The 25,143-nt window shown below is 66.1% G+C and carries 26 protein-coding genes; 14 read left to right on the forward strand and 12 right to left on the reverse strand.

Translation table 11 applies throughout. The features are described from left to right. Positions 1-14: 14 nt before the first annotated feature. From menD to HACJB3_RS08055, 4 genes are all read right to left on the reverse strand, one after another. Positions 15-1,757: a 2-succinyl-5-enolpyruvyl-6-hydroxy-3-cyclohexene-1-carboxylic-acid synthase gene (gene menD / locus HACJB3_RS08040; RefSeq protein ID WP_008417533.1), complete on the reverse strand. Its 1,743-nt coding sequence runs from the start codon at positions 1,755-1,757 to the stop codon at positions 15-17. After that, positions 1,754-3,121: an isochorismate synthase gene (locus HACJB3_RS08045; RefSeq protein ID WP_008417532.1), complete on the reverse strand. Its 1,368-nt coding sequence runs from the start codon at positions 3,119-3,121 to the stop codon at positions 1,754-1,756. Before HACJB3_RS08045 ends, menD begins: the two co-directional genes overlap by 4 nt. 103 nt (positions 3,122-3,224) lie before the next feature. Continuing rightward, the gene (locus tag HACJB3_RS08050) at positions 3,225-4,421 is read right to left on the reverse strand and encodes a Cdc6/Cdc18 family protein (RefSeq protein ID WP_008417531.1); all 1,197 of its coding nucleotides are present in this window, start codon (positions 4,419-4,421) and stop codon (positions 3,225-3,227) included. Between the two features lie 529 nt (positions 4,422-4,950). Further along, the gene (locus HACJB3_RS08055) at positions 4,951-5,547 is read right to left on the reverse strand and encodes a sulfite oxidase-like oxidoreductase (RefSeq protein WP_008417530.1); all 597 of its coding nucleotides are present in this window, start codon (positions 5,545-5,547) and stop codon (positions 4,951-4,953) included. A 150-nt stretch (positions 5,548-5,697) separates the two neighbouring features. Here HACJB3_RS08055 and HACJB3_RS08060 point away from each other — a divergent pair, with 150 nt between their 5' ends. From HACJB3_RS08060 to HACJB3_RS08070, 3 genes are all read left to right on the forward strand, one after another. Next, positions 5,698-5,910, forward strand: a complete 213-nt coding sequence (locus HACJB3_RS08060) for a ribbon-helix-helix domain-containing protein (protein ID WP_008417529.1) — start codon at positions 5,698-5,700, stop codon at positions 5,908-5,910. A 77-nt stretch (positions 5,911-5,987) separates the two neighbouring features. Beyond that, positions 5,988-6,266 carry a UPF0058 family protein gene (locus HACJB3_RS08065; protein ID WP_008417528.1) on the forward strand — a complete coding sequence of 93 codons (279 nt, stop codon included), beginning with the start codon at positions 5,988-5,990 and terminating at the stop codon, positions 6,264-6,266. Between the two features lie 54 nt (positions 6,267-6,320). Next, a complete protein-coding gene (locus tag HACJB3_RS08070; protein WP_008417527.1) occupies positions 6,321-8,171 on the forward strand; it encodes a DUF7527 domain-containing protein in 1,851 nt (616 codons plus the stop codon). Here the strand turns inward: HACJB3_RS08070 and HACJB3_RS08075 are convergent. After that, entirely contained in the window at positions 8,168-8,473 is a 306-nt protein-coding gene (locus tag HACJB3_RS08075; RefSeq protein WP_008417524.1) for a hypothetical protein, read from the reverse strand. The two genes, HACJB3_RS08070 and HACJB3_RS08075, sit on opposite strands and share 4 nt — an antisense overlap. Before the next feature lie 220 nt (positions 8,474-8,693). Here HACJB3_RS08075 and HACJB3_RS08080 point away from each other — a divergent pair, with 220 nt between their 5' ends. Then, the gene (locus tag HACJB3_RS08080; protein WP_008417522.1) at positions 8,694-10,049 is read left to right on the forward strand and encodes an adenylosuccinate synthase; all 1,356 of its coding nucleotides are present in this window, start codon (positions 8,694-8,696) and stop codon (positions 10,047-10,049) included. Positions 10,050-10,166: 117 nt separating this feature from the next. On the opposite strand, the gene HACJB3_RS18775 is transcribed toward HACJB3_RS08080, so the two are convergent. Next, entirely contained in the window at positions 10,167-10,619 is a 453-nt protein-coding gene (locus tag HACJB3_RS18775) for a hypothetical protein (RefSeq protein WP_202946612.1), read from the reverse strand. A gap of 143 nt (positions 10,620-10,762) precedes the next feature. Between HACJB3_RS18775 and fdhF the strand changes: the two genes are divergently transcribed. From fdhF to HACJB3_RS08095, 3 genes are all read left to right on the forward strand, one after another. After that, positions 10,763-12,892: a formate dehydrogenase subunit alpha gene (gene fdhF, locus HACJB3_RS08085; RefSeq protein ID WP_008417520.1), complete on the forward strand. Its 2,130-nt coding sequence runs from the start codon at positions 10,763-10,765 to the stop codon at positions 12,890-12,892. An 88-nt stretch (positions 12,893-12,980) separates the two neighbouring features. Continuing rightward, a complete protein-coding gene (locus HACJB3_RS08090) occupies positions 12,981-14,192 on the forward strand; it encodes an AGE family epimerase/isomerase (protein ID WP_008417519.1) in 1,212 nt (403 codons plus the stop codon). A gap of 44 nt (positions 14,193-14,236) precedes the next feature. Next, the gene (locus HACJB3_RS08095; RefSeq protein WP_008417518.1) at positions 14,237-15,322 is read left to right on the forward strand and encodes a CobW family GTP-binding protein; all 1,086 of its coding nucleotides are present in this window, start codon (positions 14,237-14,239) and stop codon (positions 15,320-15,322) included. On the opposite strand, the gene HACJB3_RS08100 is transcribed toward HACJB3_RS08095, so the two are convergent. Then, a complete protein-coding gene (locus HACJB3_RS08100; RefSeq protein WP_169312201.1) occupies positions 15,319-15,471 on the reverse strand; it encodes a hypothetical protein in 153 nt (50 codons plus the stop codon). The genes HACJB3_RS08095 and HACJB3_RS08100 overlap by 4 nt on opposite strands. A 94-nt stretch (positions 15,472-15,565) precedes the next feature. On the opposite strand from HACJB3_RS08100, the gene HACJB3_RS20165 reads away from it, so the two are divergent. Beyond that, positions 15,566-15,727, forward strand: a complete 162-nt coding sequence (locus HACJB3_RS20165; RefSeq protein ID WP_008417516.1) for a hypothetical protein — start codon at positions 15,566-15,568, stop codon at positions 15,725-15,727. A 37-nt stretch (positions 15,728-15,764) separates the two neighbouring features. Here the strand turns inward: HACJB3_RS20165 and HACJB3_RS08105 are convergent, their stop codons facing one another. Next, complete coding sequence (locus HACJB3_RS08105; RefSeq protein WP_008417514.1) at positions 15,765-16,925, reverse strand: glutathione-independent formaldehyde dehydrogenase; 1,161 nt, start codon at positions 16,923-16,925, stop codon at positions 15,765-15,767. 130 nt (positions 16,926-17,055) lie between these two features. Between HACJB3_RS08105 and yqeC the strand changes: the two genes are divergently transcribed. After that, positions 17,056-17,781, forward strand: coding sequence for a selenium cofactor biosynthesis protein YqeC (yqeC, locus tag HACJB3_RS08110; protein ID WP_008417512.1), 726 nt, complete (start codon positions 17,056-17,058; stop codon positions 17,779-17,781). Here the strand turns inward: yqeC and HACJB3_RS08115 are convergent. Beyond that, positions 17,765-18,376, reverse strand: coding sequence for a molybdenum cofactor guanylyltransferase (locus HACJB3_RS08115; RefSeq protein ID WP_008417510.1), 612 nt, complete (start codon positions 18,374-18,376; stop codon positions 17,765-17,767). The genes yqeC and HACJB3_RS08115 overlap by 17 nt on opposite strands. 105 nt (positions 18,377-18,481) lie before the next feature. On the opposite strand from HACJB3_RS08115, the gene HACJB3_RS08120 reads away from it, so the two are divergent. Further along, on the forward strand, positions 18,482-18,676 hold the full coding sequence (locus tag HACJB3_RS08120; RefSeq protein ID WP_008417509.1) for a methytransferase partner Trm112: 195 nt from the start codon (positions 18,482-18,484) through the stop codon (positions 18,674-18,676). Between the two features lie 6 nt (positions 18,677-18,682). After that, entirely contained in the window at positions 18,683-19,261 is a 579-nt protein-coding gene (locus tag HACJB3_RS08125) for a DUF7524 family protein (protein ID WP_008417507.1), read from the forward strand. Here HACJB3_RS08125 and HACJB3_RS08130 read toward each other — a convergent pair. From HACJB3_RS08130 to HACJB3_RS08140, 3 genes are read right to left on the reverse strand one after another with little or no spacing between them, the layout of a single operon-like run. Beyond that, positions 19,258-20,319: a DR2241 family protein gene (locus tag HACJB3_RS08130; protein WP_008417505.1), complete on the reverse strand. Its 1,062-nt coding sequence runs from the start codon at positions 20,317-20,319 to the stop codon at positions 19,258-19,260. The genes HACJB3_RS08125 and HACJB3_RS08130 overlap by 4 nt on opposite strands. Continuing rightward, positions 20,319-21,185, reverse strand: coding sequence for a CbiX/SirB N-terminal domain-containing protein (locus tag HACJB3_RS08135; protein ID WP_008417504.1), 867 nt, complete (start codon positions 21,183-21,185; stop codon positions 20,319-20,321). The genes HACJB3_RS08130 and HACJB3_RS08135 overlap by 1 nt, the downstream gene beginning before the upstream one ends. A gap of 55 nt (positions 21,186-21,240) precedes the next feature. Then, positions 21,241-22,023 (reverse strand): response regulator, encoded by a 783-nt coding sequence (locus HACJB3_RS08140; RefSeq protein WP_238532744.1) that lies wholly within the window; start codon positions 22,021-22,023, stop codon positions 21,241-21,243. A 109-nt stretch (positions 22,024-22,132) separates the two neighbouring features. Between HACJB3_RS08140 and cysS the strand changes: the two genes are divergently transcribed. Genes cysS through HACJB3_RS08155 form a run of 3 tightly spaced genes read left to right on the forward strand, consistent with a single transcriptional unit; the run spans position 22,133 to position 24,999 of the window. After that, on the forward strand, positions 22,133-23,620 hold the full coding sequence (cysS, locus tag HACJB3_RS08145; protein ID WP_008417502.1) for a cysteine--tRNA ligase: 1,488 nt from the start codon (positions 22,133-22,135) through the stop codon (positions 23,618-23,620). 34 nt (positions 23,621-23,654) lie between these two features. Beyond that, positions 23,655-24,302, forward strand: a complete 648-nt coding sequence (locus HACJB3_RS08150) for a DUF6517 family protein (RefSeq protein WP_008417501.1) — start codon at positions 23,655-23,657, stop codon at positions 24,300-24,302. Positions 24,303-24,348: 46 nt separating this feature from the next. Then, positions 24,349-24,999, forward strand: a complete 651-nt coding sequence (locus tag HACJB3_RS08155) for a DUF6517 family protein (RefSeq protein WP_008417500.1) — start codon at positions 24,349-24,351, stop codon at positions 24,997-24,999. The last annotated feature ends 144 nt before the right edge of the window (positions 25,000-25,143 follow it).

The raw sequence follows: 25,143 nt of genomic DNA on the forward strand, positions 1-25,143 counted from the left end.
GACAAAAGCGCCCGTTATCCGAGGCGCTCGCCGACCCGCTCGTGGATCGCCTCGCGCCGTCGATGGCTCGCTTCCCCGTCGGTGCGTACCTCGATGACCTGCGTCCCGGAACTCGAAAGCGAGGCATCGTACGCGGCCTCAAAGCCCGAAAGCGAGTCCGTGCGGACGAACTCGAACCCGTACAACTCGCCCGTCGGCGCGAAGTCGAGGCCGTGGGGGGTCTCGAACTGGTCGGTGAAGGGCGGGTCGAAGGCCTCGATGGGGAGCATATGGAAGATGCCCCCGCCGTCGTTGTTGATGAGGACGATCGTGGCGTCGACCCCGCATCTGGAGAGCGCGAGCAGGCCGTTCGTGTCGTGGTAGTACGCCAGGTCACCCGTGACGAGCACGAGCGGGTCGTCGGTGGCGCTTCCGGCGCCCAGGGCGCTGGAGGTGATCCCGTCGATCCCGCTGGCACCGCGATTCCCGAGGACGGTTAGCTCGGCGTCTCGTGGTCGAGCGAAGCGGTCTGTGTCCCGGATCGGCATCGAGTTCGAGACGAAGACGGTCGCGGGGTCGGGCGCACCCGAGAAAACGCGTTCGAGGACCGCCCCCTCGAACAACTCGCCGGTTTCCTCGGCGATCGCCTTCCAGTATCGTGTTTCCGCCTCCGCGAAGCGTTCTCGCCACGTTCCGGGTTCGGGGGAGTCGAGATCAGCGGCGAGCGCGGAGGCGAGATCAGTCCCGTCGGCGACGACCAGATCCGTGGCCGTGAACGTCGCCTCGCGCCACTCGCCGGCGGGGTCGACGACGATTTGGCGGGCCTCTCCGTCCCGGAGGTAGTTCCTGAGCGTCTTCGAGGTGGGCGAGGCACCGAAGCGAACGACGAGATCCGGATCGGGCCACTCGACGCTCGCGAGCCACGAGTCGTAGCCGCCGATCACGGTCGCCCCGTCGGTCCCCGCAGTGCCAAAGCGCGCCCCCGAGAGCGGGTCGGCGAGGAGCGGAAACCCGGCCGCACGGGCGAGCCTACGGATCGCCCCGCCGTCGAGGGAATCGGAGGGCCCGGCGACGATCAGCCCGCGGTCCGCACCGTCGATCGCCTCGACCAACGTCCGGCGATCGCGGGGAGCGATCGCCGGACGACCCGGCGTGACCGAGACGAACGGCCCCTCGCGACCCTCGACCGCGGTGGGGCGGCGCCTTGGGAAGTCGGCGGGAACGTCGTCGGTTTCGGTCGGTTCGAGCGGTTTGGCAAACGGGGCGTTGATGTGGACCGGTCCCGCTGGCGTGCCAGTACTCTCGGCGAGGGCTCGACAGACAGTCGTCCGAAGCGAGCGGAGCCGGCGCCCCTCGGGTGCGGGTTCGGGCAGTTCGCGGTAGCTCCGAACGGCCTCGCCGTAGAGTTTCGTCTGGTCGATGGTCTGGTTCGCGCCCGAGTCGCGTAACTCGGCGGGACGATCCGCGGTCAACAGGAGCATCGGCACCCGCGACTGGGACGCCTCGATCACCGCGGGATGGAAGTTCGCGGCGGCGGTCCCGGAGGTACAGACCAGCGGCGTCGGCTCGCCGGTGCGTTTTGCCCGTCCGAGCGCGTAGAAGGCCGCCGAGCGCTCGTCGAGATGCGAGTGGACGGTGATCGAGTCGTGGGTCGAAAACGCCACCGTCAGCGGCGTCGATCGGCTGCCCGGCGCGAGACAGACGTCCTCGATACCCGAGGCGACGAGTTCGTCGACGACCGTCCGCCCCCAGAGGGTCGCACGATTCGGCGCGCTCATTCGCCCAGCGCGTCGAGGATCGGCCGGTATTTCAGCTGGACCTCGGCCCACTCCTCGTCGGGGTCGCTGTCGGCGACGATCCCGTTGCCCGCAAACAGCGTGAGGCGGGCGTCGCTGGCGACGCCCGACCGGATCGCCACGGCGAACTCGCCGTCGCCGTCGGCGTCGAACCAGCCCACGGGCGAGGCGTACCAGCCCCGATCGAAGGTCTCGGTCCCGCGGATCGTCTCCCACGCCCTCTCGGGGGGCAGACCGCCGACCGCGGGCGTGGGGTGGAGCGCCTCGACGATCGAGAGGACGTGTTCCTCGTCCGCGAGGTCGGCCCTGATGGGCGTCCGGAGGTGCTGGATCGTCGCGAGCTTCCTTACGGTGCGCTCGTCGACGCGAATCTCGCCGAGCGGTTCGAGTTGCTCGCGGATGGTGTCGACGACCACGCCCTGTTCGTGTCGGATCTTCTCGCTCTCGAAGAGCGAGCTCATCAGTTCGTGGTCCTCCTCGGGCGTCTCACCGCGCGCGACCGACCCCGCAAGCGCCTCCGTCTCGACGCGCCGTCCCGAAAGCGAGACCAGCCGTTCGGGCGGTGCGCCGAAGAAACTCGCCGCGTCGGTGGGTTCGATCAGGAAGCGGTAACACTCGGGGTAGGTCCGTCTGAGCCGTTCGAGCACGTCGGGAATCTCGATCCCGGAGGCGAGGTCGACTTCGAGCGACTGGGCGAGGACGACCTTTCGGAGCTCGCCCGCGGCGATGCGGTCGGTTGCGCGTTGGACCTGCCGGGTCCACTCCTCGCGGGAGGTCCGCAATCGGGTCCCGGCGATGCCCGGCGAGCCGCCGCTTGGCTGCATCGCGGGGTGGGCGGCGAGCGCCGCGCGGACGTCTTCGAGTTCCCGCTTGACGTCCCCGACCGCGACGTCGGTCCCGGAGGCCGAAACCGTGAGCCACGTCGTCTCGTCGGTCCGGGTGAGCTGGATCCGGGGAACGACGAACTCGGCGGCCGGAAACCCCTCCCAGGGGGTGACGGGGTCGTGGCCGGCGTGAAAGGCTACGCCCCCGAAGGCCCGCGGGCGGGCGGGCGCGGGCAGGTCGTCGCCGCCGGCCAGCGCCGCGTTGGGCGAGGAAAACAGGCGCTCGGCGTCCGCACGGAGGGTCTCGAAGCGTTCGTCCCCCGTCGCGCGGAGCCGAGCGGCCGCGCCGCCGCCGGCGATCTCGAGACCGTGGGGGGCGGTCCAGTACACCCGCGGGGGCGCGCGATCGGCGAGAAACGAGCGATAGGAGAGGTCCACGACCTCGCAGGCCCGACTCACGACCGGCCCGCTCTCGTCCCCGGCGGACGCGATCGTCGGACCATCCCGGTCTGAGACGGTCATTACCCGTTCTCGGGGTCCCGTCCCCTTCAGCGTACCTATCCGACAGTTGGACACCGTGTTTCCGGTGAAATACACCGGGTTTCCGGTGAATTCGGACCGAGAGTCAGCCCTGATCGACGAGGACGTCCCGAACGACCGTCGGGTCCTCGAGCAGCCGGTGTTTGGTGTAGCTCCCTTCGGCGCTGCCGCCGCTGTGGCGGGACTGTTCGATGATGTCGAGAAACGCGTGTTCCTTCAGGAGGTCACGAACCCGACGCAGCGAGAGCGTATCGGTGCCCTCCTGCCTGCAGATCTCCTCGTAGACGTCGTATATCGCGGTCGTTCGGAACCCGTCGGTACCGGCATCGTTCAGCGAGAGGATCGTCAGCGCGTTGAGGACGTACCGCGAGTGGGGCGTCGACCCACGGATGAGTTCGCGAAACCGGTCGGTTTCGGCGCGCTTTCTGGCGTCGGTGACGAACCCCTCCTGCACCCGCTCGGCGCCCGTCGACTGGGCGATCTCGCCGGCATAGCGGAGGATGTCGATCGCCTTGCGGGCGTCGCCGTGTTCGCGGGCGGCCAGCGCCGCCGCCCGCGGGATCACGCCGCCGTCGAGGACACCCTCCCGGAAGGCGTCGCGTCGGGCCTCCATGATCTCGCCCAGCTGGGAGGCGTCGTAGGGTGGGAAGACGAACTCGCGTTCACAGAGGCTCGATTTCACCCGTTCGTCCATCCTGTCCTTGTACCGGATTTTGTTACTGATCCCGACGACGCCGATCTTACAGTCGGTGAGCTTGCCCGCTTCGCCCGCCCGCGAGAGCTGCATGAGGATCGCGTCATCAGCGAGTTTATCGATCTCGTCGAGGAGGATCAACACGACGTCGTAGCTCTCGTCGAGGATGCGCCAGAGGCGCTTGTAGTAGGTAGCGGTGCTGATCCCCTTGTCGGGGATGTTGATGCCGGTCGCCTGGGGGCGGTTGAGGCTGCTGGCGATCGTCTGGACGGCCTGGGTCTCGGTGGTGTCTTGGGCACAATCGACGTAGGCGAAGGCGGCGGTCACGCCCTCGCTCTCGGCTGCGTCGACCAGCCGCCCGGAGACGTGTTTCGCACACAGCGATTTGCCGGTCCCGGTCTTCCCGTAGATGAGGATGTTGCTCGGACTCTGCCCGAAGATCGCGGGGTTGACGGCGTTTGCGAGCAGCTTGATCTCCTCGTCGCGTCCGACGATCCGGCCCTCGTCGGGGAGGTGGTTGATCTCCAAGAGCTCCTTGTTGACGAAGATGGGGTCATCGCGAATGAACAACTCGTCCGTCTCGACCATACCCCACACCACGTTTCCGGTGAAATAGCGCTTGTGTTTCGCCTCGGCGGACGGCCAAGCGACGCGAGCGCACACACACCGGGTTTCCGGTGAAACGGGAATTGAGGGCGAGTTACCCTCCAATCGAAGCCGGGGTGTGGGACGAACGTCGAACGGGGAACGGGGAACGGGGAACGGGGAACGGGGAACGATCCGGGCGCAGGTTCGGTCGGTAGTAGGCGAACGTTGAAGACGGCTCGAAGCGGCCCTGAGTGGCCATTCAGATGGAGAGTCGAGCCACGACGCGATCGAAGATCGCCTCCTTTCCTATTTTTGCGATCTACTTAATGAACTATACACTGGCTATAATACATATACTATTCGATACCGTCGAGCGTATCGCTCGGAAAGGCCGAATTCCGATGGGGTCCCTAACTGCCCTCGTTTCACCGGAAACCCGGTGTGTGTGTCGAGCCAGCAACCGATCGGACGGTGTCGGGACGCCGTTCTCTCGGGCGGGTTCGTAGTCCGGCGGATCGTTTCGCCCGACTCAGCCGTACCGTTCCTCGTTCCACGGGTCGGCGGTGTTCGAGTAGCCGCGGTTCTCCCAGAACCCGCGTTCGGGCTCGGTGAGGAACTCGATACCGTCGACCCATTTCGCGCCCTTGTAGGCGTACTTGTGAGGTGTCACCACGCGAAGCGGTCCACCGTGTTCCGGCGGCAAGGGCTCGCCGTCGAACTCCCACGTCAACAGGACCTCCTCGCGCAGACAGTCGTCGAGCGGGAGGTTCGTTGTGTACCCGTCGAGCGCGGAGAACATGACGTGAACCGCATCGTCATGGATTCCAGCGCGGTCGGCGAGTTCGGGGAACGGGATACCGGTGAACTCGCAGTCGAACTTGCTCCAACCGGTGACACAGTGAAAGTCCTGGCGCTGGGTCGTCGTGGGGAGGTCAGTAAACTCCTCCCACGAGAACGAACGGTCCTCCGCTACGGCACCCGTGACGGTAAATTCCCACGATGTGGGATCGAACTCCGGAACGGGCCCCTTCGAGAGGACTGGAAACGCCGAGGTCTCGCGTTGACCCGGCGGTAGCCGGTCCTCCCCGAACTCCCGATAGAGCTCCGTGACATCGGTCGCGTTCATGGGTACTACGAGTCGACCGACGACCGTATGCTTACCGAACCGGCCGGGGCGCGAAGCGGTGTTTATCGATTCGTTGATTTCCTTTCGTATTTCGAGATGATTTCTCCCGTCAGAGTTAAATACGCCTCTATCGAAGCCCCGGTTGTTCCGATGCCGAAAGTAGAAATCACCGTCCCGGAGCACCTCGAGATGCAGATCGCACAGATGGTCGATCAGGGCGAGTTCGCGACCCGCGAGGAAGCGATCGAGGACCTGCTCTCTGCCGGATTGAAAGCGTATAAGACGAGCGGTCCACAGATGGACGAAGAGCCCACGCTCGAGGATGACGGAATGATGGGCCACGACGACGAGTACGTCTTCTGAATCGGCCGAGGCCGGTGACGGAGGGACGGGCCAGGCGGGAAATTCTTAACACGCCGTCCGTCATAGCGGTAGATACGATGCACAAGGACGAACTTCTGGAGCTTCACGATCAGATGGTCTCCATCATGGAGTACTTCAAACGACAGGAGGATGTCGACGAGGAACTCTTCGCCCCCTACGAACAGCTCGACGTCGACCCCTCGCACGTTCACAAGTCCAAAAGCGAGCACAAACACGCCGTGTTCGTCCTGGGCAACGCGCTCGCGAACGCCATGAGCAACGACGAGTTCTCCAGTGCCGGCCGGATCGGCAAGCGCATGGCCGAACTCGCCGACGACGCCGAGCGAAAGATTTAATCTAAATTCTTGTATGTAGGAAGAATAATGTATTAGTGACGTCTCTCGACCGGCATGCAACCGCGTACGGAGACCTGCGTCGCGGGCTGGGAGCCCCGGTCGGCGGCGACCGGCTACGCCGGCCTTGGGGCGCTCGCCGAGTCGGAGTTCTCGGGTGCGATCGCTGCGTCGGGAGCCACCCTGTTCATGCTCAACGGCCGCGCGATCGGGCTCTTCGGGGGATCCATCGAGGAGTTCCGGGCGGCCCCGCTGACCGCCCACAGCGCGCCGCACCCGGCTCTGCCGTTGCTCCTTTCGATGCGAGAGCGTGGCGGCGAGACGCGTGCGACCTACTACACCGACGAGACGCCGATCGAATCGACACAAGAGACCCTCGAATCGAGCGGGTTCACCGGCTACGTCGAACTCTCCGAGAACGTCCTCAGCGGCGATTACTTCGTCGTCTACCACCGAGGTCGATCGATGAGCGTCGGCTTCGTCGGATCGACCGACCGACTGCTCACCGACGAGGACGCCGCTTCGCGCCTCGCCGACGAGGTGGGGATCTACACGGTCGAGGCGGTCGACGTCGACGAGATCCCGATCCCCGATGCGACGGCCGACACGGGGACGGCGACGGATCTGGATGAATCGAGCGGGACGGACGCGACCGACGGCGACCCTGCGCCCGACGAACCCAACGACGCCCGCACCGAGGCGCGGGCGGTCGAGGAGGAGACCGATTCGGAGCGCGACCCCCCGGAGGCTAACCGTACCGACTCCGCCGAACCCACTGCCCCTACCGAGTCCGAACTGAACGCCGATAGCGACCACCCGGTAGCCGACGTCGGAGCACCCTCCGAACCGACCGACGCGAGCGAGCGCTGGGGGTCGGTGATCGAGGAGCCCGTCGAGGATCGGATCGCCGCCGAACGCCAGTGGCGCGAGACCACCCGGATCCCGTCTCTCGACCCCGCCCGGAGTGCGCTCGCGACAACGGAGGCCGAGGCCACACCGCCGGCCGAAACCGCGCCCGAACCTGGCGAGGAGCTCCTCTCACAGGCGCTCGACGCACTCGAATCGGAGCGCAAGGCCCGCGAGGACGCCGAACGGACGATCACGCGACTCCGTGAGGAAGTCGAGGACCTCGAACGACGACTGGCCGCCCAGGAGAACGCCCCGTCGACCGACTCGGGGTCGGAATCGGAGACACCGTCGGGCCGGGAACTGGATCCGAGGACGGCCCTCTCGGGGACGAACCTCTTCGTTCGCTACGCCTCGAAGGGGGCCGCGACCCTCGAGGACGCCCATGCGGGCGAGATCGACCGAGAGACGCTCGCGGAGAATCTCCGGCTCGAACGGCGCACCGAGTTCGAGGCGGCCGATGTGACGGTCGATGGCGACCCTTTCGAGGGGTTTCTTACCAACCGCCTCGAACACCGGTTCGCCGAGTGGCTCGTCGGCGAGTTGCCGTTCGAACTCGCGGCAACGGGCCACGCGAACTCGCTCGGCGCGCTCTACGATGCGCTGCCCGCGATCGACCGGATCGAGTTCGACGGGGTGATCGAAACCGAAGCGGGATCGTGGCGCTTCGACGTGATCTGCCGGGATCGGATGGGCGAGGCGCTGGTCGTTCTGGATTGTGACGCGACGCGCGCGGCGACGACCGCAGACCGGGTCGCGGCGCTCGTCGAGGAGGCGACCGACGCGAAAACGGCGGCGACCGACCTCGCGGGCGCGATGGTACTAACGACGAGCTACTTCGATCCCGAGGCGCTCTCGACGGCCGAGGAGGCGACGCGCTCGGGCCTGCTCGGCGGTGACTCTCGGGAGAGTTACGTGACGATCTCGCGGCGCACGGGCTATCACCTCTGTCTGATCGAGACACACGACGGGACGTTTCACCTCACCGTTCCAGAACTCTAGCTTTCGACTTCGGCGACGCCCTCGATTTTCATCCCTTCGAGGGTGCCGATCGTCTCCGCGAGTTTGTCGTCGAGATCGGCGACGAACTCCTCGGTGCGCTCGGTAGTGATCGCTCCCTGACTGGAGGGTTCGATGAGGTTCTCCTCCTCGAGGACGCGAAGCGAGTAGCGGACTTTGTGGTGGGGGTAGCCGGTTTCGTTCGACATCTTCACGATCCCGATGGGTTCGTTCTCGATGACCATCTTCAGGACCTGGAGGTGCCGTTCCAGCATATCGACTTCTTTCTCAAGCCGGTCTATCATGGCATTTGTTAACTTGTCGTTGCACCTTTTAAACGTTGCCCTCGGGCGGCGCCATCCGCGATTCCAACTCGGGTCTACGTCGTGGCAGTAGGTAACGTTTCCGGTCCACTCGGAACTCCCGCCGAGCGGGGCCGGTTCGATCGAAGGCGGCGAGAGTCGGTTCCGGGCGGCCACCCATACCGTAATCGGTTTAGCGGCCGGGGAAGAACCGGCGGCTGTTATGACCGTCACCATCGTCGGGTCTCAACTCGGCGACGAAGGCAAGGGCGGGGTCGTCGATCTCTACGGCGAGTCCGTCGACGTCGTCGCCCGCTATCAGGGCGGCGACAACGCCGGCCACACCGTCGTTCACGGCGACGAGGAGTACAAACTCTCGCTCGTCCCCAGCGGCGCGGTTCGCGGGAAGGTCGGCGTGCTCGGCAACGGCTGTGTCGTCAACCCCGAGACGCTGTTCTCGGAACTCGACGCCCTGCGAGAGCGCGGGCTCGACCCCGACGTGCGGGTCGCAGAGCGCGCCCACGTCATCATGCCCTATCACACCGTCCTGGACGGGATCGAGGAGCGCGCCAAATCGGACTCGGACCTCGATGCGGGCACCACCGGCAAAGGGATCGGTCCGACCTACGAGGACAAGGTCGGCCGCCGGGGGATCCGGATCGGCGACCTGCTCGATCCCGACTCGCTCAGAACTAAACTCGAGTACGCCGTCCCCCAGAAGCGCGCGCTCGCCGAGGACGTCTTCGGCGCGACGACCGACGAGGCCTTCGACATCGGGAGCCTCTACGAACAGTACCGCCGGTACGGCGAGCGCCTCGCCGAGGAGGGGATGACCGTCAACGCCGGCGACTATCTCACCGAGCACATCGAGGCCGGCGAGAACGTCATGTTCGAGGGCGCACAGGGCACCTCCATCGACATCGACCACGGCGACTACCCGTTCGTGACGTCCTCGAACCCCACGGCGGGCTACGCCGCGACCGGCACCGGCGTCGGCCCGACGGTCGTCGGGCGCGGCGAGGTCATCGGCGTCGTCAAGGCGTACCTCACGCGCGTCGGCACGGGCGAGCTTCCGACGGAACTCGGTTCGGTCGAGGGTCAGACCCCCGAGGACGGTGGCCGTCCCGGGATGGCCGACCTCGCCACCGAAATCCGCGACGAGGGCGGCGAGTACGGCACGGTCACCGGTCGCCCGCGCCGGGTCGGCTGGCTCGACGTGCCGATGTTGCGCCACGCCGCGCGCGTCAGCGGTTTCACCGGGCTCGCGATCAACCACATCGACGTGCTCGCCGGCCTCGACGAGGTCGAGGTCGGCCACTCCTACACGCTCGACGGCGAGGAAATCACGACGCTACCCTCGACGAGCGAGCGGTGGGCCCGCTGTGATGTCAATTATCGGTCGTTCGATGGCTGGCCGGCGGTCGACTGGGAGACGGTCGCCAGCGAGGGCTACGACGCCATTCCCGAGAACGCCCGTACCTATCTCGAATACATCAGCACGGAACTCGATACCCCGATCTACGCCGTCGGCGTCGGTCCCGGTCGCGAGCAGACGGTCGTTCTCGAAACGCCGTTCTGAGCCGTTTCCGTTCAGTTCTCGCGTCCAAGCCGCCAGAGCGCGCGATAGAGTGTCCAACAGTCGATACTGGCGTCCTCGGCGACCGCCCGACACGTATCGAGAAACCTGCGGTACTCCTCAATAGAGAGCGACTCGGGATACGGGTCGTCGAGTTCGCCGGCTTCCGAGAGCGCGCCCCATGTCCGCCCGTCGACGGCTACGTAGCGTTCGGGGTCGATGAACTGGAGGAAAGCGCTCGCGACGGCGACATCGACACCCTCTAGCCCCGACAGGTGGCCGATCGCGTCCTCGATCCCGGCGGCGTTCGCCGCGGCGATGACCGCCTCGCGGACCGCACCGCGCCCGTTCTCGCCGAAGTGCGCCTCGCCCGCTCGGGCCTCCCCGGTTGCCGGCGCCCAGATAGCGCCGGTAGTACCACTGGACGACCCATTCGGCGTCCCGGAAGCCGAATTCGCCGGCGGCGAACGCCGCCGGATACGTCTCGATTCCCTCCTGTTCGACGGGATAGAACGGCTCTTCGCGCTCGTACTCCGCCACCTTCTCCTCGATCGTCGAGCGAGTGAGTGTCATACTCACTATTCGACAGGGAGTGTCCTCAACGTTCGCCCCGTAATCGCGTCCCGTTACGTATCACCTAGTGGGACACACGCAGGCGTTAAGTGAGTGGTACACCTTTACATGATCGATGATCAAACACCGAGGGAGGAAGAACAATGGCATCTGAAGAACAGGAGCCGGTCAAGACGATCTGTCCGTACTGTGGCGTTGGGTGTGGCATCCAGGTGAAACCGGGCGAGGAGCCCGGCGACATGCGTTTCATGCCGTGGGGCGAGGCGCCGGTCAACGAGGGAAAAATCTGCATCAAAGGCGGTGCGGCCACGCAGGTCATCGACCACGAGGATCGACTGACAGACCCGCTGATCAAGGAGGACGGCGAGTTCCGCGAGGCGACGTGGGAGGAGGCCTACGGCCGTATCGTCGAGGAACTCGAACGGATCCGTGAGGAGTACGGCCCCGACGCGATGGGGTTCTACGGCTCCTCGAAGACGATGAACGAGGAGAACTACCTCCTCCAGAAGCTCGCGCGCCGGTACGGGACGAACAACGTCGACAACTGCACGCGGATGTGCCACGCCTCGACGGTGTGGGCCCTTCGAACGAGCCTCGGCGCGGGCGCGATGACCAATAGCATGAAAGACCTCCGCGAGGAGGCCGACGTCTTCTGGATCCAGGGCGCGAACCCCGGCGAACAACACCCGATCGCCAACAGCGTCTACTTCCGCCAGGCGGTCTTGGAGGGCGCGACGGTCATCCAGGTCGACCCCCACGCGAACAAGACGACCCGCTCGTTCAAGATCGACGACACCGACCGGCACATGCACCTCCAGCTCGAACCGGGCACTGACATCCCGCTTTTGAACGTCGTCATCAAGACGATCCTCGAAAAGCACGAGGAGAACCCCGCCGAGGGCTGGATCGACGAGGCGTTCATCGAGGAGCGCACCGAGGGCTTCGAGCACCTCAAAGAGACCCTCGAGGACTTCGATAAGGAGGCCGCCGCCGAGGAGTGTGGTGTTCCACTCGAAGACCTCGAACTCGCCGCCGAGAAGTACGCCAGCGCCGACAACGCCGCCATCTTCACCGGAATGGGGATGAGCCAGCACGCCTGTGGCGTCGACAACGTCCAAAACGAGATCAACCTCGCGCTGATCACGGGCAACCTCGGGCGACCGGGGACAGGAGTGAACCCGCTGCGGGGCCAGAACAACGTCCAGGGGACCTGTGACGTCGGCGCGATGCCGAACGTCCTCCCCGGCTACCAGCTGGTCGACGACGACGAAGCCAGAAAGAGCGTCGAGGAGGTCTGGGGCTTCGACGTACCCCCGGAACCGGGGCTGACGAACGTCGAGATCTCCCACGAGTTCGGCGAGTCGGTCAACGGGCTGTACGTCATGGGCGAGAACCCCGTGATGAGCGAGCCCGACGCGAACGACGTCGCGGAACGCATCCAGGAGCTGGAGTTCATCGTCGCCCAGGACATCTTCATGACCGAGACGGCGAAGTACGCCGACGTGGTGCTGCCGGCGACGACCTGGGCCGAGCGCGGCGGCACCGTCACGAACACCGACAGGAGGGTCCAGCGGATGCGCCCGGTTCAGAAGGTCCACGAGAACACCAAACACGACCTCGAGATCGTCTCGGAGATCGGCACCCGACTGTTCGGCGAGGGGTTCGACTTCGAGGACCCCGAGGAAGTGTTCGAGGAACTTCGACAGGTCTGTCCGAGCTACCACGGGATGACCTACGACGCGCTCGGCGAGGAGGGGATCCAGTGGCCCTGCTACGAGGAGGGCGACGCGGGCGACCAGTACCTCTACGAGGAGGATTTCGACACCGAGAGCGGACTGGGCCACATCGAGGGCGTCAATCACACCCCGCCGGCCGAAACCCCCGACGACGAGTACCCGCTGATCCTCACCACCGCGCGCCTTGAGGAACACTACAACACGGGGACTATGAGCCGACGGTCGCCGACGCTGAACCGCCAGCACCCCGAGAACTTCGTCGACATCCACCCGAACGACGCCGAGCGCTACGGGATCGAGGACGGTCAAGAGGTGACGATCCGCTCGCGGCGCGGCGAGATCACCGTCGAGGCGCAGATCACCGAGGACATCAAGGAGGGGGCGATCTGGACGACGCCGCACTTCGCCGCGGCCTCCGCGAACCGGCTCACGAACGACGTGCTCGACGAACGCGCGAAGATCCCCGAATACAAGGCGGCAGCAGCCGAGATCGAGGTCGGCATCGAACCCACCGACGAGGCACCGGCCGACGACTGATCGCGACCCGAACTTCGATCGCCAACACGCCCTCGGGACGGAACCACGGTGGCTATGTCCCCCGCGGTTCCGTTGGCCTAGGACGACCATGGAGACGAACGTCTATCGCACACGCGAGGGACTCCGCCACGCCTTCCGTGACGTCTTGAACTTCTACTACCCAGACTGTCTCGACACGCGAGTCGGTGGCTACGTCGCCCAGCTCGACGAACGGGCGGGATACGTCTATGACTCGCGCAGCAAGCACCTCGTCGCAACCGCCCGCGCGATCAACAACTTCTCCTTGGGAACCCTCGCCGACGGCCCCGAGTGGTGCCGCCATGCCGCCGAACACGGGCTCCGCTTCCTCTCAACCGCTCACTGGGACCCCGAGCACGAGGGGTACGACTGGCTGCTCGACGAGCGTGCGCCCGTCGATCGGACGCGCTTTTGTTACGGCCACGCGTTCGCGCTACTTGCGGGTGCGCGGGTACATCAGGCCGGTATTCCGGGTGGACGAGCGGAGCTCGACCGGGCGTTCTCGGTCCTTGAGAAGCGCTTCTTCGAGCCCGAACGGGGACTCTACGCCGACCGAGCCTCGCCCGATTGGGCGGAGCTCTCGCCGTATCGGGGTGCGAACGCGAACATGCACACCCTTGAAGCGCTGCTCGCTGCGGGCGAGGCCACGGGAGAGGAACGGTTTTTCGAGCGAGCCATCGAAGTCGCCGAGCGCTTCACCCGCGAGCTCGCCACGGAGACCGACGGCCTGCTCTGGGAGCACTACACGGAGTCTTGGAAGCACGACCTCTCGTACAACGAAGACGAGCCCGACCACCAGTTCCGCCCGCCGGGCTACCAGCCGGGCCATCACGCCGAGTGGGCGAAGCTTCTGATCCTCCTTGCCGAACACCGCGAGGAGGACTGGCTCACCGAGCGTGCGATGGAACTGTTCGACAGCGCGATGGAGCTGGGCTGGGACGGAAATCATGGGGGGCTCTACTACACGGTCGAAGCCTCCGGAGAACCGATCGTCGACGAGAAGTACGGCTGGGCCCACACCGAGGCGATCGGCGCGAGCGCGCTGTTGGCCCGGTACGACTCCTCGTATCTCGAGTGGTACGACCGCCTCTGGGAGTATTCCGCCGAGCACCTGATCAACCCCCGATACGGCAACTGGTACGAACGACTCACCCGCGAGGGCGAACTTCCCGAGCCCGATCACGGACCCGCAGTCGAACCGGGGTATCACCCGATCACGAACTGCTGGCTCGCGATGGGGGTCCTCGAGGACGATCCGACGGCACTGGACGCCGACGGGTAGGCCGGCCGCGACACGCTTTTGCCCGGGCCGACAGTTGTTCACATATGACGGAGCCGATACCGGTGACGGTCGTTAGCGGTTCGCTCGGAGCGGGCAAGACCACGCTGGTCAACCACGTCCTCACGAATCGCGAGGGCTACGAGGTCGCGGTGATCGTCAACGACATGGGCGAGGTCAACGTCGACGCGAACCTGATCGCCCGGGAGGGGGATAACGAAGGGATCGTCGACCTCTCGAACGGCTGTATCTGCTGTGAACTGCGCGAGGACCTGCTGACCGAGGCACGGCGCCTCGCCGAGAGTCGCGAGTTCGACTATCTCCTCGTCGAATCCTCGGGCATCAGCGAGCCGATCCCCGTCGCCCGGACCTTCACCCAGGGCGAGGGGAGCGATGCGAACGACGAGGGCGCTCCCGAGAACTTCCGCCTCGACACCACGGTATCGGTGATCGACGCCGCGGCGTTCGAGCGGGCGTTCGACGCGGGCGAAATCCCCGAGGCGGGGAACGGAGGGGCCGACCGCCCGCTGACCGAGCTCCTGATCGACCAGATTGAGTTCTGCGATCTCCTGCTTCTCAACAAGACGGACCTGGTCGAGGAGACGAAACTCGACGAGATCGAGGCGATCGTAGAGCGCCTGCAGCCACGCGCGGAGATCGTTCGTACGACCTACTCGGAGATCGACCCGGGACGGGTGCTCGGAACCGGCCGGTTCGACCTGCAGGAGGCCCAGCGCCACGTCGGCTGGAAGCGCGAGCTCGCCGGCGGGCACGGCCACACGCATCCCGAAGAAGCGCTCGGCGTCGAGTCGTTCGTCTACCGCGAGAACCGCTCCTTCCATCCCGAGCGCCTCGACGAGGCCTTCGAGTCGCTCTCGGGGATCGTCCGGGCGAAGGGGATCTTCCGGCTCGCCGGGCGCGACGACGTGATGGGCTTCAACCTCGCCGGCGGGTCGATCAAGGCCGGGCCGATCGGGCAGTGGCATCCCGAGGACGACCGGCGAACCGAGCTCGTCTTCATCGGGACGGAGCTCGATGAACCGGGGATCAGGGCGACGCTCGACGAGGCGTTGGTGACCGACGCGGAGCGTGACTCGGGACTCTCGGGCGTTGCCGATCCGTTTCCGCCCTAGTCGTCAGCGCTGAACTGCTCGCGGAGGTCGTCCCAGGACTCGTGAAAGCCGTAGTTTTCCGCCTTCTTTCGGCTGTCCTGATAGGTAGCGTCGTACTGGAGGAGCTGATCCCAGCCCTCGTGGGTGTTGTAGCCACAGTACTTGCACATGAACTCCTGTTGAGTGCCCGGGAGCATAACGGTTGTCGCGCGACCGGGGCCCGGGGAGCGACAGGGGGAGTACTGTGGGGCGCTATCGAGTAGCATGGACGAACCGAACCCCTTGGACGGTGTCGGCGAAAGGCCCCTGCTCGGTCGGTGCGATCGGTGTTCGTGGTCAGTCACTGCCGGCTCACACTCGGCGGTCGTCAAGGCCTACCAGAACCACCTGCGAGAGCGCCATCCCGAGGCGTGGCTGCGCGGGTAGCGTCAAAAAACGGGAATCGCTGCGCTAACCGGCAGTTTCAGGGTTCAAGCAGGACCTTCGTAACGCCCTCCTCGCGGTTGTCGAAGGCCTCGTACATCTCGGGGGCCTCGTCGAGACCCACACGATGGGAGACGATCCAGCTCGGGTCCGCCCGTCCCTCGATGATCAGGTCACGGAGGGCGCGGTTGTACTGCTTGACGTTACACTGGCCGGTGCCACACTTCAGGCCCTTCTCGAAGAACTTCCCGAAGTCGATTCCCAACCGCCCCTGTGCGGCCATCTCGTCGGGCGCGCCGGGATCCGAGGGGACGTAGAGTCCGGGGATCCCGAGCTCGCCGGTCGGGCGAACGACTTGGATCAGCTGGTTGAGGACCACGGCGGGGTTCTCCCTCGCCGGGTTGTAGGCGTCGTCCGAGGGGTCGGTTTCGGGGTCGATCGCCTGATAGCCCACGGCGTCGACGCCCTTGTCGACCATGCCGCCGTGTTCGTTCTTGATCTGCTCGACCGGATCCGAGTCCTCGAAGTTGATCGGGATCGCCCCGCAGTTCTCCTCGACCGCGTCGAGTCGGCTCGGCACCCGGTCGACAGTGTAGATCTCGGCGGCACCCTTGATGTGGGCGCTGTAGGCGGCCATCGCGCCGACGGGGCCGGCCCCGAAGATCGCGACCGATTCCCCTGGTTGGAGGTTCGCGAGTTCGGTCCCGTGCCAGCCTGTCGGGAAGATATCGGCCAGAAGCGAAAACGAGTCCTCGTGCTCGTCGCCCTCGGGGAGCTTCAGCGCGTTGAAGTCCGCGTACGGAACCCGCAGCCGTTCGGCCTGTCCGCCCTTATAGGGCCCCATCGCGACGTAACCGTAGGCCCCGCCCGCGAAACCGGGGTTGACGTTCGTACAGAAGCCCGTGTAGCCCGCCTCGCAGTTCTGACAGAATCCACAGGCGACGTTGAACGGGAGGACGATCCGGTCGCCCTCTTCGAGGGTGCTTACGCCCTCCCCCACTTCGTCGACGATCCCCATGTTCTCGTGGCCGAAGACGATCCCCGGCTCGGCGTCGGTGCGCCCCTCGTACATGTGGAGGTCGGAGCCACAGATACAGGTCGTCGTGATGTCGATCACCACGTCATTGGGGTGCTCGATCTCCGGTTCGTCCACTTCCTCCACCGCCACGTCGTGCGGTCCCTGATAGACCACGGCATTCATTGACATCGTTTGATCCCGACTAGCGGATGGGCCGCGAGGGGTATAATCATGATTGTTAATTAACTAGTAGGAGATAACAACCTCCACGGACGACCACAACCTGTTTGCTCGACAGGGAAGTAGAGCGGGCATGAAGCTCACGGAGGCACTCCCGACCGAGGGGCTGACCTGCGTCGTCGGGGCCGGCGGGAAGAAGACGACGCTGTACGCGCTGGCCAACGCGCTCGAGCGGGCGGTCGTCACCGCCACGGTCCGGATCCCGATCTTCGATCCCCACGTCGCGCGGGTCGTCGTCACCGACGATCCGGTGAGTGCAATCGAGGAAAACGACGAGTGGCCCCTCGGTGTCGTCCCCGAGCGAGAGTTCGAGGACCGCTATCGGGGCTACGATCGGACGGTCGTCGAGGAACTCGCCCGCGAGACCGACACACCCGTCCTCGTCAAGGCCGACGGCGCGCGGATGCGCGAATTCAAGGCCCCCAACGGGGACGAACCGCAGCTCCCGGCAAACGCCGACGCCGTGCTCCCGGTCGCGAGCGTCCACGCGGTCGGTGAACCCCTCTCGGACGCCGTCGTCCACCGGCCCGAACGTGTCGGCGCCATCGCCGGTATCGAGGCCGGCGAGGAGATCACGCCCGCGGCGGTCGCTCGCGTGCTCGCGAGCCCCGAGGGCGGGCTGAAGGGCGTCACCGAGGGAGCCGCGGCGATCCCGATTCTCAACAAGGTCGACGATAGCGAGGACGAGACGGTCGCCCGCGAGATCGCCCACGAGATTCACGAACGCGCGGCGGTCGAGCGCGTGGTGCTCGCGCGGATGGCAGAGCCCGAGATCGTGGACGTCATTCGAGGCGCTTGAGCGCCTCCTCGAACTCCTCGCGGGTGTTGAGGTTCTCGAAGGTCTTCAATAGGGCGTACTCGAGGACCTCGGACTCGCCGATCACGACGTACTCCAGATACTCGAGGGGTGCGATCACCTTCCGCTCGCCCGCCGCGAGCGCGCGTTCGCAGGCCTCGACCATCGATTCGGTCCGGTAGACGGCGTGGGTGGGTTGAAACCAGCCGTCGCCCACCCGAGGGACGGCGGCGTCGTACCCGTGGGCGCGCTCGAAGAGGTGTGCGACGAGCGCGGGCTCGACGAAGGGCATATCGCAAGCCGCGACGAAGGCGTACTCGCTTTCGGTATCTCGAAGTCCCGTCCGGATCCCCGCCATCGGCCCTTCGTCAGGATCGGGATCCTCTGCGACGACGAGCGGGTTCGAGTAGCCCTCGAAGGCCGCCTTGATGGCCGCCGTCTGGTCGGCCCGGCAGTTCACGACCAACCGGTCGGTCGCGCCTTCGAGGCGGTCGCCGACCCGACGGATCATCGGCGTGCCTCCGAGGTCGGCAGTGGCCTTGTCCGTCTCGCCGAAGCGGGTCGAGCGACCGCCGGCGAGGACGACGCCGTCTGGCATACGCGAGGGTTCTCGTGCAGGAACATAGTTCGCTCGGCGCGAACCCGTCATACTTTTCCCACCCGCAACCCTCGGTCGAGCCATGTATGCCGCAGGTGAGGGACGATGAAGGAGTCGCTGATGGAGATCGTCTGCTGTCCGATCGACAAGGCGGACCTCGAACTCGACGTCGAGGAGCGCGAGGGCGAGGAGATCCTCGAGGGAAGTCTGACCTGCACCGAGTGTGGCGAGGTCTACCCGATCGAGGACGGAATCCCGAACCTCCTGCCCCCGGATATGCGCGAGGACGCAGCCGCGTAGAGGACCGTGGCACGGACGCTGCCAGTCGAGATCAACCGCCGGTCGGTCCACTCCATCGAGCCGGGGGTCCGCCAGTTCGAAACCAGCGAGAGCTTCGTCATCGAACTCACGAACCGCGGCTCTGCGACCCACGTCCACATCAACGTCGACGACGGCCTCGCGGAGGCGATATCGCTCGACGGCGGCAACCACTTCGTCGAGGCCGGACGCACCTACCGGATCGAGGCCAACGTCGACCAGCGAAGCCGCCCCGTCAGCGGGCACCTGAAGGTCGTCACCGGCTACGGGGCCCAGACGGCCGTGATCGACGTCTCGCTGATCCCCCCCGAAGAGCCCCAAGAACGGACCCCCATCGAGGTCGACGAGCGCCTCGCGAAACCACAGCCCCGATCGCGCGAGCAACCCGCTCGGACGACCGAGAGTGCGGTTCCCGGACGGACGCTCGCCGCGGGCGCGCTCGTCGTCCTCGCCTTGCTGTTCGTCGTCGTCGGCTCGCTGGTCGCGGGCAACCCGGCGGTGATTCTGGGCGTCGGAATCGTCCTCGCCGCGATCGGCGGCGCGGCCGTGTTACTCTATAGCACCTAATCCTCGGGGTAGGTGGACGTCCCCGAGAGCTCCCCGTCGGGCATTCGACGCGCGCGCAGGTATCGCGCCCGATAGCGGTTTGCCCCTTCGTTGAGATCGGCCTCGCGGATCTCGTCGGTTCGTCCCTCCGCGACCGCGTCGATGATCTCCTCGATCTGCTCCTTTTCGGTGGGTGTGAGCTCGAACTCGTAGCTCCGCATCTCTTCCCGGCCGAGCGTGACGAACTTCCGGGCGGCGGTAACGAAGAGCGAGCACGGCTCCCGGCAGGGGAACTCCCCGTCGCCGCGGGGGACGTCGAGGTCCGTTTCCTCGTCTTCGTCCCATTGCCGGCGCTTGAGACACTGTGAGTCGACACAGCAGGTCTCGGCGGCGGCTTCGAGTTCCTCGACCGAGAGCTGCGAGACGATCTCGTAGATGCCCGACTGGCGTTCTGCGGCCTCCCGGAAGTGTGTCACGTCGAGTTCGCCCTCGCGCTCGCGATGCCAGTTCTCGACCGTCGCCGGATAGATGAAATCGACCGTACGAACGAGGTCCTCCCCGTCGAGGTTGGGATACTCCCAGCCGGTCGGCAGGGTCGGTGCGGTCGAAAGCGGCCGGTACCGTCCTCGGTCGTCGAGTTTGACGAGTTCGCGGGCGGCGAGCGGGTCGCTGTAGGTGTCGAGACTCGCGCTCTCGGCGTCATCGACGTGGCCGAGCGCATACCGGCGCTTTCCGTCCTCCCCGATCGTGGCACTGACCCGTAGCTGTCCCCAGGTCCGCGAGACGCCCGTCGAGAGGGCCTCGTAGCGCTCGCCGACCGGCCGACCGGCGTCCTCGATCCATCGCAAGAACGCATAGCGCGCGCCCTCGCTCCCGACGGTCCGGGTCCAGTAGTACCAGTTCGAGACGTACCAGGGGTTCTCCTCGGCGAACGCCCTGAGGCCCGCCTCGTCGGTTTCGAGGCGCTCGCCGGGGATCTCGACACGATATTCCTCGCTGTCGGCGGCGACCGAGAGGCCATCGAACTCTACTCCCTGTGATGCGCTCGCGACGAGCGCGTCGAGCTGTGGTGCGTTCATCAGTCGTCCGCAACCCCCCGACTCGCGTCGCCGTCGGACAGACCGCGTACGTCCGCGCCGGCTTCGGCGGCCCGTTCCAACAGCACGTCGGCCATCAGCGACTCGGTGCCGACCGCGCCCGAGTACCAGATCCGGTGGCCGTCGACCTCCGCGGGGACGTCATAGCCCCTCCGGTAGTCCTCGGTCAGGCCCATGTCCTCGGGGATGTCCTCCTGGGTGTGAAAGCCGTCGGCGATAAACAGGGGGACGACGACGATGTCCGTCGTGGAGAAGAAGTCGGTGACGTCGTCGACTTCGGGCTCCTCGTCCATGAACAGCGCCCGCACCTCGTCGAACCGGCCCGACTCGCGGATCCGGTCGGTGTGGTACTCGATGGCTTTCGCGCTGTTCTCGTTTCGCTCGGTGCCGTGGCCGACGATCGCGAGGCCGAACCCGTCGCCGACCTCGGAGTCGCCGGTGACCGACTCCGCGCGCCGCACGATCACGTCGCTCATCGAGTCGTGGGTGCCCGCCGGCCCGCAGTAGTGGATCGTCTTCTCGACGTCGCTGGCTTTCAGCGTGGCGTGATCCGCACTGACGCCGTCGCCCGACTCCCACGCCGAGACGTCCCAGCCTTCGAGGCGGAGCTCGCGGGGGATCACCTGCTCGGTGAAGTAGCCCTCGCTGATAAAGAGCGGGACGACGTAGACCTCGTCGCTTTCGAGGGTGCGAAGCACCTCCCGAAAGGAGGGCTCTTCCTTCCAGAACGCCTCGCGAACCTCGTCGAAGACCCCCGTTTCGCGGATCGTATCCGCATGTGAGAAGGTCGGTCTCGATGAACCGGGATTGAGGTGTGACCCGTGGCCGACGATGACGAGCGCCTGCATACCCGACCTAGCGACGGCGCGGCCATAGGAGTTACTGTCGCGCTCCGATCGCCCGCTATCGCTCGCGCAGGTCCCGGAAGATCGCCTGGACGAGTCGCTGGTCGTTGAGGTCGAAGGGGGCGGCGCTGATCTCGACGGGAATCTCGTTGCCGTCGGCATCAACGACCACGATCTTTCGCTTCTCGTGGATGATGTCTCTGGAATCGGCGTGTTCTGCAAAGATCCGTTCGTAGTACTCGCGCTCGTCGGCCGGATGGAGCTTCGTCTGGTGGAGCCCCTGGAGCTCCTCGCGCGGGCGACCGAACAGCTCCTCTGCGGCGGTGTTGACCTCCAGAAGCACTCCGGTTTCGGCGTCGACGACGAGGATGGCGTCGGGCGCGGTCTCGAGCAGCTTCTCGTAGCCTTTCCGGGTGGCCGCAAGCGCCTCCTCGACCCGGCGCTGTTCGACGGCTCCTCGGACCCGATTTGCAAGCAGTTCGAACCCTTCGAGACCGCCCCCCTTCGAGACGTAGTCGGTCACACCCGCCGTGATGGCCTCGCTCGCGACTGTCTCGCTGCCCTGACCGGTAAAGAGGACGAAGGGAAGGTCGGGGTACTCCGTCCGGATCCGTCTAAGCAAGTCGACGCCGGTGAGCGCGGGCATCTGGTGGTCGCTGACGACACAATCGACGGTTCCCTCGTCGACTCGGTCGAGTACCGCCGTCGGATCCGTCGTCTGCTCTATCCGAAGGTCGGGATCGATCTCCGCGAGCGACGTTCTCGTCAGTCGCAAGAATGCCTCGTCGTCGTCGACGTGTAGTACGCTGATCGGCCCCTCCTCCGGGCGTACCGACTTCATCTCCATACGCTGTGCGCTTCTACGGAATAGATGTTTATATACTCCGGGTAGCGCTGAAACGAGAGCCCGACCGACGGGTTGAAAGGCGCGCCCGGCGACCTACAGGACGATGCTGTCCGTGACGAACACGCTCTCGGACGAGCGCGAGGAGTTCCGACCGACCGGCGACGAAGTGCTCGTATACGTCTGTGGGCTGACCGTCTCGGACGACGCCCACCTCGGCCACGCCCGCGTGTGGGTCCACGCCGACGTGATGTGTCGCTGGCTTTCCCACGAGGGGCACGCGGTTCGCCACGTCGAGAACTTCACGGACGTCAACGAGAAGATCGCCGCCCGGATCGACGAGGGCGATCTGGGCGGCTCCGAACTCGGGGTGGCGCGTCGCTTCATCGAGGGCACCCTCGAGGACATGCGCGGGCTGAACCTGCAGCGCGCGACGGTCTACCCACGAGTCTCCGAGCACGTCCCCGAGATACTCGCGCTGATCGAGCGCCTGCTCGAGTCGGGTCACGCCTACGAGTCCGACGGGTCGGTCTACTTCGACGTCACCACCTTCGAGGAGTACGGCAAACTCTCGAACCAGCGCGTCACGGACCTCGAAGCGCAGGGCGATCCTACGGAACGGTCCGAAAAGCGCAACCCCGCGGACTTCGCGCTCTGGAAGGCCGGTGGCGTCTCCGAAAGCGCGATCCGCGACCACGAGAAGGTCGACCACGCTCATCCCCCGGACGGCGAGACGTGGGACTCGCCGTGGGGCGAAGGGCGGCCCGGCTGGCATATCGAGTGCTCGGCGATGGCGATGACTCACCTCGACGAGACCATCGACATCCACGTCGGCGGGCACGATCTGGTCTTTCCCCACCACGAAAACGAGATCGCCCAGAGCGAAGCCGCGACCGGAAAACCCTTCGCGAACTACTGGCTGCACACGGGCCTGCTCGAGACCGACGGCGAGAAGATGAGTTCGAGCCTGGGCAACTTCTTTACCGTTTCCGCTGCGCTCGATGAGTTCGGCCCCGACGTGTTGCGCTCGTTTTACCTCGCGACGGAGTACGGCTCGAACCAGACGTTCTCCGAGGACGCGATGGCCGAAGCCAAAGAGCGCTACGAGCGCCTCGAACGCGCCTACGAGCGCGCGATAGAGGCCGCGGACGGCCCCGATGCGCGGACCAAAATCGAGGACCACGAGCTCCGGGCGGCGATCGAGGAGGCCCGCGGGGAGTTCGTGCGGGCGATGAACGACGACTTCGGGGTCCGGGAGGCGATGAGCGCGCTGCTCGAACTCGCCGGCGCACTCAACCGGCACCTCGACGCCCGCGAGGAGTACGACTACCGGGCGCTTCGCCGGGCCATCGAGACGATCGAGGGGTTCGGCGGCGAGATCTTCGGCTTCTCGTTCGGTTCGGGGGCCGGCGACGGGGTCGACCTCGCCGGCGACCTCGTCGAACTCGTCCTCGAGGTGCGCGAGGCCGAACGCGAGGCGGGCAACTACGAGCGCGCCGACGCCCTCCGAGAGGACCTCGAAGCGCTCGGGGTCACGGTCGAGGACGAGGCCGAGGGCGAGGGGACCACCTACCGCCTGTCGGATCGATCCTAGAAACTTATTTTATCTGAGATGTTGTAGAGAATGTATGGATCTCAAGCGACGAACGTTCACAGTGGGGTTGCTCGCGGCGCTGGGTGCGACGAGCGGCTGTCTCGGGTTCGTTCGCGGCGAGGACGCCCTGGCGTTCGAAGCCGTCGGCGCGCGCCCGAGTGAGGGGGCGCTCGCGGAGACGGATTATCGACACGCCCACACCGGGGTCGAACCGCTCTCGGAGACGATCGAGATCGGCGAGCGAACCCGCGAGGTCGAACTGACCAACGTCGTCGCCGAGTACGGTCGGGACGTCGATCTGGGCGCGCTCGGGACGCTCCCGGCGGCGACGTTTGCCGTCCTCGCGACGCCGCAGTTCGAGGTGCTCGGTCGGACGTTTCACCCTGGAGAGCGCGTCGACCCGCGCCGCCTCGTGAGCGAACTCGACTCGACCTACGACGCGGTCTCGGTCGGCGAGGAACTCGAGGAGTGGTCGCTCACCGTCTTCGACGAGCGCGTGGACGTCTCGACGTTCGAGGGGCGGATCACGATCGAACGAACCGAGATCGACGCCCGCGTCCACGTCGGCACCGCGAGCAACGACGACGACCTGGTGATCTTCGCCGGGGCGCATCCGACCGCCATTGGGGACGAACGCACGGCGATCGCCCGTCTGGCCGGATCGCTCGTCCCGATGGCGTGAGTACGCCGCGGTGTTTATGGCGCGCGACCGATAACCCGACACAGCGATGGCCACCACACGCCGCGGGCTCTGTTCGCTCGCTACGCTCGCCCTGACCAGCAGCGCCGGCTGCCTGGACACGCTGGCCGGCGGCCCCGCTCGATTCGTCGCCCCGCTGGCTCCGGTGGCCGACCGTGCCCTCGATACGACGGGCTACGAACTCGAGGACACGGCCAGACGCGAGGAACGCCGGACCTTCGAGGTGACCAGACTGAGCCGCGAGGTCGAGGTCGTCAGTCGGGTCGCGCAGTACCACCGTCGGATCGACGCGGGCCCGCTCGGCGAGATCCGGGGGGCGGTCTTTGTGACCCTCTGTACCCCCGCCGTCTCGGTGCTCGGTCGGACTTTCAACCCCGTCGAGGGGATGGACAACCGCGAGCTCGCGACCGAAGTCCAGTCCCAGTACGAGGAACTCTCGGTCGGTCCGGAGGTCGACCGTCGGACCGTCCGACTGCTCGACGAACGGGTCGCCCTCTCGAAGTTCGAGGGCGAGGCGACGTTCGGGGGCGTCGGGATCGACGTGTTCGTCCACACCGCGCTCGCGGAGGGCGACGACGAGTTCGTCGTCGTTTCCGGGATCTATCCCCGCCTCCTCCCGGACGAGGAAGGAGCGGTCACCTCGCTCGCCGAGGGCGTTCGGATCGAAGACTCGGCGTGAGTCGAAAACGAGAGCGTTACGTATCGGACGATGCGCGCGACGGAAACCCCGCCGATAGGCGGGGGGCATCGAGTATCACTATCCGTCCGTTGCTGGCGCGTGCCAGCACTCGTTGGTACACTCACGAGCGATATACCTATGTGG

This window comes from Halalkalicoccus jeotgali B3 (genome assembly GCF_000196895.1).
Lineage (GTDB): Archaea > Halobacteriota > Halobacteria > Halobacteriales > Halalkalicoccaceae > Halalkalicoccus > Halalkalicoccus jeotgali.